This is a genomic window from Mesobacillus subterraneus (assembly GCF_000934845.1).
Taxonomy (GTDB): domain Bacteria; phylum Bacillota; class Bacilli; order Bacillales; family Cytobacillaceae; genus Mesobacillus; species Mesobacillus stamsii.
The window spans coordinates 1-9,433 of sequence record NZ_JXIQ01000123.1 but is presented as its reverse complement, the minus strand read 5'-3'; the positions used below and the strand labels follow the sequence as shown (position 1 = coordinate 9,433).

Annotated in this window: 12 protein-coding genes and 1 pseudogene; 1 reads left to right on the top strand and 12 read right to left on the bottom strand. The window is 43.0% G+C overall.

The genetic code is table 11. The annotated features are described in order from the left end of the window. Nucleotides 1-225 precede the first annotated feature (225 nt). The 7 genes from UB32_RS15310 to flaG all read right to left on the bottom strand — a co-directional run bounded on the left by UB32_RS15310 (nt 226) and on the right by flaG (nt 4,963). Nucleotides 226-1,068 (bottom strand): DUF1028 domain-containing protein, encoded by an 843-nt coding sequence (locus UB32_RS15310; protein WP_044395214.1) that lies wholly within the window; start codon nt 1,066-1,068, stop codon nt 226-228. A 108-nt stretch (nt 1,069-1,176) separates the two neighbouring features. Beyond that, a complete protein-coding gene (gene hpf, locus UB32_RS15305; protein ID WP_044395211.1) occupies nt 1,177-1,722 on the bottom strand; it encodes a ribosome hibernation-promoting factor, HPF/YfiA family in 546 nt (181 codons plus the stop codon). A 175-nt stretch (nt 1,723-1,897) separates the two neighbouring features. After that, nucleotides 1,898-2,287, bottom strand: coding sequence for a hypothetical protein (locus UB32_RS15300; RefSeq protein WP_044395208.1), 390 nt, complete (start codon nt 2,285-2,287; stop codon nt 1,898-1,900). Then, a complete protein-coding gene (locus UB32_RS15295; RefSeq protein ID WP_044395206.1) occupies nt 2,288-2,632 on the bottom strand; it encodes a flagellar protein FliT in 345 nt (114 codons plus the stop codon). It lies immediately after the preceding gene. Then, nucleotides 2,632-3,033 (bottom strand): flagellar export chaperone FliS, encoded by a 402-nt coding sequence (gene fliS, locus UB32_RS15290; protein ID WP_044395203.1) that lies wholly within the window; start codon nt 3,031-3,033, stop codon nt 2,632-2,634. Before fliS ends, UB32_RS15295 begins: the two co-directional genes overlap by 1 nt. Before the next feature lie 33 nt (nt 3,034-3,066). Next, nucleotides 3,067-4,596, bottom strand: coding sequence for a flagellar hook-associated protein 2 (locus UB32_RS15285; protein ID WP_044395201.1), 1,530 nt, complete (start codon nt 4,594-4,596; stop codon nt 3,067-3,069). A gap of 13 nt (nt 4,597-4,609) precedes the next feature. Continuing rightward, nucleotides 4,610-4,963, bottom strand: a complete 354-nt coding sequence (flaG, locus tag UB32_RS15280; RefSeq protein WP_052807064.1) for a flagellar protein FlaG — start codon at nt 4,961-4,963, stop codon at nt 4,610-4,612. Between the two features lie 133 nt (nt 4,964-5,096). Between flaG and UB32_RS15275 the strand changes: the two genes are divergently transcribed. Then, nucleotides 5,097-6,056, top strand: a complete 960-nt coding sequence (locus tag UB32_RS15275) for a hypothetical protein (protein ID WP_052807063.1) — start codon at nt 5,097-5,099, stop codon at nt 6,054-6,056. Between the two features lie 2 nt (nt 6,057-6,058). Here UB32_RS15275 and UB32_RS15270 read toward each other — a convergent pair. The 5 genes and pseudogenes from UB32_RS15270 to UB32_RS15250 all read right to left on the bottom strand — a co-directional run. Then, nucleotides 6,059-6,172: pseudogene (locus UB32_RS15270) on the bottom strand (flagellin); the annotation flags it as partial. A gap of 345 nt (nt 6,173-6,517) precedes the next feature. Beyond that, nucleotides 6,518-7,951, bottom strand: a complete 1,434-nt coding sequence (locus tag UB32_RS20735; RefSeq protein WP_044395193.1) for a flagellin — start codon at nt 7,949-7,951, stop codon at nt 6,518-6,520. Between the two features lie 139 nt (nt 7,952-8,090). Next, nucleotides 8,091-8,309: a carbon storage regulator CsrA gene (gene csrA / locus UB32_RS15260; protein ID WP_044395191.1), complete on the bottom strand. Its 219-nt coding sequence runs from the start codon at nt 8,307-8,309 to the stop codon at nt 8,091-8,093. A 6-nt stretch (nt 8,310-8,315) separates the two neighbouring features. After that, nucleotides 8,316-8,750, bottom strand: coding sequence for a flagellar assembly protein FliW (gene fliW, locus UB32_RS15255; protein ID WP_044395189.1), 435 nt, complete (start codon nt 8,748-8,750; stop codon nt 8,316-8,318). A 14-nt stretch (nt 8,751-8,764) separates the two neighbouring features. Continuing rightward, entirely contained in the window at nt 8,765-9,355 is a 591-nt protein-coding gene (locus UB32_RS15250) for a DUF6470 family protein (protein ID WP_044395186.1), read from the bottom strand. Between the last annotated feature and the right edge of the window lie 78 nt (nt 9,356-9,433).

The following is a 9,433-nucleotide window of genomic DNA, read 5'->3' as shown; positions in this document are numbered from 1 at the left end:
CTTCACCTGAGCGGACCGAAGCGACTCGAGGGGCTAGGCGCTGGAGCTGGACAATTCTCGAAGTGAATTCTATCTTAATGTCAAAAAGAAAAAAGATTCGCCGTTTCATGCACCGAATCCCTTTAAAAAAATTCGCTTTATTTCCTCCTCCTATTTTACCACTTACAATAGGGAGTGACAACCAATCGAAAAAATCCCGCTGCGATTAGACAGGGGACTTATGCATTATTGATTTTTCATAAACTCCAACACTTCCAGATCGATCTTGCCTTGTTCCTGTTCTCTCTCCTCGAAGTTTTCCGTGTGCAGATAGGCAGTGAGCGCCTGGTGGAGTTCCGCATCGTCAGACGGATTCGCCTTCAAGTAATCGAGCCGCTTCAGATGCTGGATGACTGTTTCCTTGACCTCTCCTGCAACTGCCACGATCTTCTCTGGCTTCGCTTTGGAAAAATAAAGCTGCTGCAGCCCGTAAATACGAATCAATTCGTTGATAGGGTCCGGATGATCGTCGACACGCAAATCGATGAAACGGTCGTTGTAGCCGCCGTATCCACCCTTTTCCTTGACGACGAGAAGTGCTGCCGACTGCTGGCCCCTGCTGTCGCCGCCAGCTTGCTGGCCGGCATGCAGCGCCTGCAGCAGCCGATGGGCGAGCGATCCTTCCGTTGCTTCAAAGGTCTCGGCCATTGCTTTCACGGTCTTTTCATCTACTAAAATATTTCCTTGAGCTGCAAAATGCTTGCCCGTCACTCCGCCTGCCCAGTCATAGCAGGCAGAACCCGTAAAAGTAGCCGCGCTTCCTGCAGCGTCAATCAAACCAACTTGACGCATTTCCTTGTCTGGGTCATCTTTGGTAATCAGCTCCATCGCTTCCTCCGCTGATTTCCCCTGTGCCATCCATTCCAGCGCCTGCGGGCCATAAGCGGTATTCGCATAGGATTGCGTCGCTACAGCGCCCACTCCAGCCTTGGCAAACGGAACAACTGCCCCGACTCCAAGGAATTTGGATTGCACAGCAATCCCCCATTCTTTTTCCCGCGGATCATACGCTACGATCGAAAATGTCATATGTGTCGCCTCCTGTGAAACTATTTCGACATTCGATATTATTTTTCCTTCAAAAAACAAAATGAAAACCCACAGCCAATTTCTGACTGTGGGGAGAGTGTTAGATTGTTATTGCGCTTCAATCAAACCGTAGCGACCGTCGTTGCGCTTGTAAACAACATTTGTCTGGTTTGTTTCAGCATTAGTGAACACGTAGAAGCTGTGGCCAAGCATGTTCATCTGCAGAATCGCTTCCTCGCTGTCCATCGGCTTCAAGTTAAAGCTCTTCGTGCGGACCACCTCAAGATCGTCGTCTTCATCCACCTGCTCCACTTCGGTGAAAATGGGAGCATAATCCTTCAGGCTGTCCTTTTCACGGAATTTGCGGTTCACCTTTGTCTTATGCTTGCGGATCTGGCGCTCTAGCTTATCTGTGATCAAATCAATTGCAGCATACATATCTTCATGAGTTTCCTCGGCGCGAAGTACTAGGTCTTTCATCGGAATCGTAATCTCCACTTTCGATTTCTTATCCGGGTAAACTTTCAGGTTCACGTTCACGTTAGCATTGGGCGACTCAGTAAAGTACCGTTCCAGCTTCGCAACCTTCTTCTCTACATACTCTCTGATTGCTGGAGTTACCTCAATGTTTTCTCCACGAATGTTGTAGTTCATAGTGGACTCCTCCTTTGGGATATAACTATGTATTACTAATTCTATTTTACCCTAAAGAACTCCTGCAAAAACAGTCAGAAGATTTGACAATTTTATGTCTGTTTTTACCGTCGAGATAGTAGATATTTTGTAGAAGCTTGTCGTTACAAGGGAAAACCGCCCGAAATCGGACGGTTTAGTTGATATAATAAGGCCTGAATTGTTTATTGATTTCTCTGGACCATTCAGAAAAAGCAGGATAAATGCTTTCCCCAATTACTTCTTCCCACACGCTGTAATCGGCATAAGGAAGAACTTGAGCCTTTTCCCAAACATCATCGAAGGATGCAAACTGGTTCAAAACTCCAGTTCGCTCCGCAAAATGCTCAGCGAGAACTTGATTGGAGAGATGAATTTGCCCAAATGCCAAACGGACGTCATCCCACAAGTGATCGGCAGCCTCCAGTTTCCGTTCTTCCAGACAAAAAAAGATATGTCCAAAAGCTTCTTCAATGGTATCCAGCAAACCGATATACTGCCTGACTAAGAGCATTTTCTCTTCATTTAATCCATCCAATCCATTCACCTATTTCCTCTTGTCGTAAAACATGCCATCTGTCGAAAGGTTTTGATATGGATTGACATATTTAGTGTTTGATTCCTTTTTCATATGGAGCTCCTTGATGTCCTTCTGGATCGAAACTTTTTCAGCTGTAATCAACTGCTCAAGCCTCTCGTTCATTGTAACAATTTGCTTGCCCAGCTCCGCTTCCTCAGGAGTAAACGGCGGGACGATTTCTTTCATCAGCGCCTCGCGCCTGTCCAACAGTGCTTCCACCTGTAAAATCTTCTGATCCCGTTCTGTCTGAGGCTGTTGCAAAATCTGAATCAGTTCGATCGTTGCCTTGTGGAATTTCTTTAGCACACTCACTACGCCCTGCCGCCCTGGCTGTGCTTCTTCTGGCGATTCAGCTGGATTACTTGCTTCCACGTATCGCGGAATTCCGTGACCAGCCCCTCCACTTCCGCCAGCGCATCGAGGTCATTCTTAATATTTGCTTCGACTAAACGGCGATTCATATACTCATACAACGACATCATATTTTGCGAGACTTCTAGATCCATATTCAGCGTCACCATCAATTCATGGACGATGTTCTGCGCCTTCTGGATATTCAAATTCTTCCCCTCGATGTCCTTGGACTGCATCCCATGCTTGGCCAGATTGATAAACTTCAAGCAACCATTGTATAACATCAACGTCAATTCACCTGGCGAAGCCGTGTTTACGGAATTCTGCTGGTAAGACTGGTATGGATTATTTACTGCCATTAAGTGACTCTCCTTTTTCAAAGGGAATTTTGCTTACATGCCGCCGCCGAACTGCTGCATCATGTACATTGACTGTTCATTGAACCGCTGAATCGCTTTTTCCATCGCCGTGAATTGGCGCCAGTAACGGTCCTCCACCTGTAAAAGACGATCTTCAAATCGAACGATTTGGTCATCAATACTATCTAAGTTTCTGCCCAGTGTAAAGGTATTATTAACACTGTAGGACTTCCCTGCACGTGTTTCAATATTGTTCATCGTATCTTTGATCGTATCTCTTAATCTTCTTGCCAAGCCATCAGTGGCAGAGGAATTGCCATCCTTGGCAAAAAGCTCATAAACTCCATTCGGGTCAGCCGTGATTGCTGCTTTCAATTTATCTTCATCAATAACTAGCTTCCCGCCCTCCAGATAGTTGCTAGAGGTCGTAATTCCGATTTCAGCTAGTTGGGTTGCTCCAGTGACGCCCTCCACTGCTGTGGCTAGATCCATCCGCATTTTATTCAAGGCACCTGATAAAATGGTATCGCCTTTTAAGGTTCCACTTCTGGCCTTCTCTTCCCAGCGTTCGATGTCTTTTTCATTCATCGCATCCTTCTGTTCCGTCGTTAGTGGCTGGAAATCCCGATAGCGCTTTTCCTCTAATTCATTTTTTACCTTTTCAATGACCGAGTTATACTTGTCTGCGAATTTTACAATCGTATCAAGAATCGCGTCTGTGTCAGTTGATGAGGAAAAATTCACATTCCCTGTATTCTCCTGCTTTAAAATAAATTCAACCCCATTAATTGTAAAATTATTAGAGGATCGTTCAATTGGCATTCCGTTGTAGGTCAAAGCTGCATTTGCCCCTACCGATCCGAACGGGCCACCTGCAGAAACATCCGTGGATGCTGCAATATTATCACTGTGCATATTCATTGCGGTCCAAAAATCGCCTGCATTTCCGCTCGGCGAAAGTTCTATTTCGGCTGTTCCCGCAACATCCCCGGTGTTTTTCGCAATGATGGACAGCGTCCCTTTTTGCTCATCAAAATAGGCATTCACACCAGTACTTTTATTTATTTTATCAATTAACGTACCGATCGTATCGTCCGCTGTAATCTCGATTGGGACACCTTGATCCAACTTGCCGTCCTTGCCGATCGCTTTAATCGTCAGCGTTTGTGCCGTTATCCCTTGTGCCACTAGCTTGTCGGTAGTATTAATTGTGCTGGACGCTTTTGAAAACATCGTTGCCGCCTTAGCAAGCGTATCCACTTGAACCGTCCCTGAAAAATCAACAGTGGAATTAATATTCTTGACTCCTAGTGCAGCTGGATCCGAAACAGAAATCGTTTTCTTCGCATAAGACCCTTGCTTAAAAACACCATCAAAAATTTGGGTATCCAACTCTAATAACGACGTATTCATCTCTCGATAATCATCCCGTTGCCACTCAAGAAATTGCTTTTTCTGAGTTAGCTTATCCAAAGGGATACGCTCCGCCTTCATCAAGTCCGTTACTATCTGGTCAATATCCATCCCGCTGGCGAGTCCGCCAATTCGCATATTACTAGCCATGTTTTAATCACCTTTAAATTTTTTTATCCACCAACAAACCAAGGAACTCCGTCATCGCCGCATAAAAATCAAGCATTTTTTTTGGTGGAATTTCCCGTATCGTTTCCTTCGTTTTCTCATCGATAATTTTCACATAGTACTCATTTAGCTTTTCGTGGAACTCGAATTTCAGAGCCGTTGGCGAAGCCTCCAAAAACTTATTCACGCTGTCTACAATCTCTTTCACTTTCTCTTTAGGAAATACCACTTCCTCCGGAGAATCTTGCCTTTTCTCGGTATCCCTATCCTGAATCATGGTTGCCGCATCACTAACTGCAATGCTTCTAGGTTGTGAGGATAATGAATTGGATGAAAGTCGCTCGATCATCACGGTTCCCCCTGAAATATTCTGTTTTATAGTAGTTATATCGGAATGATGTCGAGTTTGTTTAGTTTAAAATCTTTTTAGAATGCTATATAATAATAGGAACAAATGTTCTGATTAAATTGGAGGTAATTAAATGGGGCTGCTCGAAGAACTCCTGGAACATATACCGTTACGATCACTTTCTTTAATCAACGCAAAGCTATTAGGAGATGGTAGTTTAACTATAGAGGGCACAAAACAACCAAGGTTCCGGTTCCAGCACAGTTATTCAGACAAAGGTTGGTGTTATTTCTGCTATGAAAGTCTTCATAGTTACATTCCAATCAATCCTCCTAGATATAAAAAGAATATCGACCCAAGAGTTAATGCAGGTTTTTCCGAAACATTTTATGTACAATCCAGGACTACTCCTTTACTTACCCTGTTAAAAAAATCCTGGTATGCAGGCAAGAAAAAGATTATTCCTTTACAATTAATAGAACAAACTCTGAGCCCGGAATCTTTAGCGTGGTGGTACCAAGATGATGGACATTTGGTTTGGAAAAATGGTTCACCACGAAAAATTATTTTGTCGACTGATAATTTTACTCGAGAGGAGAATTTTGGTCTAATTAAGATATTAAGAGAGTTATTTCATCTAGAATTTTCTCTAGATGGTCAAAACAGATTGTGCCTTTACGACCAACCTCAAATATTATACTTTATTTTTTTAGTACAAGATTATATTCATCCATCGATGGCGAGGAAATTACCACCATATAGTCAAATCACCTCTCCAATAAAATCACATCAAAAGAGAACCACTATTTATTTACCGTTTCAGTTAACTAAGCCCACAAAAGAAATTAGAGAGATTTTATTTAAATTCAATCCAGAAACTTTTATAGCCAATTGGTACAGGGATTTATATAAAAGCCATTTAACAACTACCACCTTAATATATAGTCACCAAGTAACGTTAATCGAATTGGAACAAAATAAAATCTTTATGACGCAAAGTCGAACAGGGTTGAGAATGAGTGAGATCATTACAATTCTTTTTTTCACAAAAGCTAAAAAGAGGCTGTCCAAAGGACAAACCTCTTTTAGGTAAAATTAACGAAGAAGTTGTAGAACTCCTTGTGGTTGTTGGTTCGCTTGCGCCAACATTGCTTGTGCTGCTTGAGAAAGAATAGAATTCTTAGTTTGTTCCATCATTTCTTTCGCCATCGTGCGAACATTTACTTTCATAAATGACTAGACTATATCTTCACCCTCTATGTATTAGTAGGGGTCGGGCACTTCGGATTCACAATGCTGATGTACATTGTTTCACCTACGGATTTCATCATCATAGCTCTGGCCTTAGATGGTATATCCTAGTCGTTGAACCTTCTCCACTCTTTCGAGATAGGAGCTTGGCTGCTGATTGCCCAATCTTTTCTTTTTTCAAACCGTCACGCTTGTCGTTTCCAACTACGTTGTGGCAAGAAAAGCTCTAAGGAGTTTCCAGCAATTCACCCGATCATAATCACTAGCCGTTACCAACTAGGACGACTGTGCTTGTTACTGCTATTAAGCAGCTAAAGCATAATCTACGTCACGAACACGTGATTCTGCAGCAGTTAAGTTTTCAGAAGATGTGTTTAAGTTATTGATAGTGTGTTCTAATCGGTTTTGGTAAGCACCAAGCTTTGAACGTTCAGCTGATACAGTTTCAATCGCAGTATTAATTGATGTAATTGCTGCATTAGCAGCAGATTGTGATGAAATATCAATTCCTCCTGCCACAGACGCAGCATTAGAAAGTTCTCCATTAGAGAATGTTGCTGCTGTAGAAGAAGTCTTGTTAATAGCAATCGATGCAGCAGTACTAGTTGTAGCAGCAGCAGCAGCACCAGCACTTAAGTTACCATCTAAAGTAACTTTTAAACCATCAAACTTTGTAGAATCTGTAAATGTTGCTGAAGTTGCATTACCCTGAACGTCAACTGTTTCAACAAGGGAACCGTCAGTTAAAGATAATCTAACAGTATCTTGCGCACCACCAGTTAATGTACCACTTCCAGTACCACCAGCAGTAGTGACTGTACCTGTCGCATCAAATGTTAAATCTGTAACACCTGCTGAACTTAAAGCACCATTCAATGCTGTATTAATATTTGCTGCTGTTGATTCAGTACCAGAGGCATCAGAGATTTGAAGAGTGATTGTTTTGTTTGTAGTATCGACAGTAGCTACCTCACTACCTGCAGTAGCACCATTACTAACTGTAATAGTATATCCGTTTAGTGAATCAGAGTTATCAGCAGTTGTATACGTAATACCACCGATAGCTCCTGCAGTTGCAACTGTACCTGCCGTTTGAATTGTGGCAGATAGAGTTAAAGTAGTTCCATCTGTAATTCCTGTTCCTAAAGATCCTGATAAATTGGCACCAGTAACATCAGTAGCAGCACTTACAGTAGCACTAGCCACATCTCTAGCAACACCTAATGAAGCAGCATCCATAGCTCCAATTGAAAGAGAAAGATTTTGGTTTTCGTTAGCACCGATATGAAATTTAACGTCACTGATATTACCAGCCTGGATTCCACCATCTAATAGCTTCTTTGTGTTAAACTCGGTGTTATTAGAAATTCGTGTTACTTCTTGTGATAACTGATCTACCTCTTTCTGAAGTTCTACACGGTCAGAATCAGTATTTGTGTCATTGGAAGATTGAGTTGCTAGTTCACGCATACGTTGAAGAATAGAATGTGTCTCATTTAAAGCACCTTCTGCAGTTTGAATGAAAGAGATACCATCTTGTGCATTTTTAGAACCCATGTCTAACCCACGAATCTGCCCACGCATTTTTTCAGAGATTGCTAGTCCAGCTGCGTCATCTCCAGCACGGTTAATACGAAGACCTGAAGATAATTTCTCCATTGATTTTGATTGAGCATTTGATGCACCGTTCAACTGACGATATGTGTTCAGTGCGGCGATATTGTGATTAATTCTCATTGCTTGTTTTCCTCCTTGAATTTGTTGTTCACGTCCTTGTGAACAATGGTTTATTGGTTCGAGTCGATAAGGTCGGCCGCCCTTATTTTCTCTTACATTTGTTTTATCGTCGGGGGGTTAAAATTGTTTAATAGTGTTTTTAAGTTTTTTTGATAAATTTTAGTAGGGATGTGATGTCTTTGGATGCTTGTTGGTTTTCGGTTTGGATTTGGTCGAGGATTTCTTTGCGGAAGATCTCGACGTTTTTTGGTGCTTTGATGCCGATTTTTACTTGGTCGTTTTTGGCGGAGACGATGGTGATTTCGATGTCATCGCCGATTTGGATGGTTTCGCCGTTCTTTCGTGTTAGTACGAGCATGTTTGATCACCCCTTCGCTTCTGCTTTTTGAAAGATTGGGTGTTTGGTTTTGTATTGTTCGTTGTGTAAGATGACTTGTTTTGCCTTGCGGTTTTTCAAATTAATGATAATCGGCGCCTGCAGGTTTGCGGTTGTTTTTTCAAAGGGATCCTGGACAGTCAGGATGGTATAGACCGCGACGTCTCGTTCGCTTTCCAGGCTCAATTCCTCGACCGCGGCATCTTCCAGCTGAAAATCATACGCTGTCATAAACTGAAAGGGGTTTGTCAATACAAATGCCAGTCCGGGGGTCGATACTGATTGGAGGACATAGTAGGATTCATCATCCGACAATGGCAGCAAGGCAAACTGCTTTTCCTCTGCAAAACCCGGTATCCCTTTTTCAAAAGTCAGAATCTCGTCCATTTCCACTTCACCATGGTACTTCGTGTGTATGTTCATTTTAGAATCCTTCCTTAAATAGATTGTTCATAATTAATTCCGACATGCCTAAGATTGGCAAAATCAATCTTCAATGATGGATGCTGCTTCAGGCTGACTTCTGCCTTGCCTGGAGTATAGGTGATGATTGGCTTATTAAGCCTGCTTTCGATCACCGGCTTATTTTGTTTCCAATTAATGTCTACTTTGCCAGGGTCATAGCCAATCTTCACACTTCCAGCGGACGGAGTCCAACCAATATTAAAATCGAGCATCGGCGACTCGCTGTTTCGCTTTGCTTGATCTGCAATCGGATTGCCGCCATTCTCGATCCTCATTAGCTCATCGCCGTCTTGAGAAACGCGCGCGAGACCGGAAAGCCAGTCTTGATAACCCTGCTGTGCCGCTTCATCAATCCTTCGGGAAATGGGTTTCAAATCCATATCGGCACGCGCTTCGGTCTGATCGATGGTCAATCTCGCCGGCTTACGGTCGATATTCAGCTTGGCAGCCGGCTGCTCGATGCTCAACTCCGCTTTCGGCTGCTCGATTTCCAGTTTCGAAGACTGAGTCCTGATCTCGGTCTGCCCAAACTTTGACTCCAAGCGAATCTGGGGAAATTGCATTTATATCCCTCCTAGTAAGAAAAGCGCAAGCGCCTTGTTCAGCCCCGACAAGCGCTGGAGGGCCGACCAGTGAAGTCG

Bases quoted from the DNA above. Each gene is read 5' to 3' on its own strand.
- UB32_RS15285 (WP_044395201.1), bottom strand. From the start codon at position 4,596: ATGGCTAGTAATATGCGAATTGGCGGACTCGCCAGCGGGATGGATATT.
- UB32_RS15250 (WP_044395186.1), bottom strand. From the start codon at position 9,355: ATGCAATTTCCCCAGATTCGCTTGGAGTCAAAGTTTGGGCAGACCGAG.
- fliW (WP_044395189.1), bottom strand. From the start codon at position 8,750: ATGAACATACACACGAAGTACCATGGTGAAGTGGAAATGGACGAGATT.
- UB32_RS20735 (WP_044395193.1), bottom strand. From the start codon at position 7,951: ATGAGAATTAATCACAATATCGCCGCACTGAACACATATCGTCAGTTG.
- hpf (WP_044395211.1), bottom strand. From the start codon at position 1,722: ATGAACTACAACATTCGTGGAGAAAACATTGAGGTAACTCCAGCAATC.
- UB32_RS15310 (WP_044395214.1), bottom strand. From the start codon at position 1,068: ATGACATTTTCGATCGTAGCGTATGATCCGCGGGAAAAAGAATGGGGG.
- UB32_RS15275 (WP_052807063.1), top strand. From the start codon at position 5,097: ATGGGGCTGCTCGAAGAACTCCTGGAACATATACCGTTACGATCACTT.
- flaG (WP_052807064.1), bottom strand. From the start codon at position 4,963: ATGATCGAGCGACTTTCATCCAATTCATTATCCTCACAACCTAGAAGC.
- csrA (WP_044395191.1), bottom strand. From the start codon at position 8,309: ATGCTCGTACTAACACGAAAGAACGGCGAAACCATCCAAATCGGCGAT.
- fliS (WP_044395203.1), bottom strand. From the start codon at position 3,033: ATGGCAGTAAATAATCCATACCAGTCTTACCAGCAGAATTCCGTAAAC.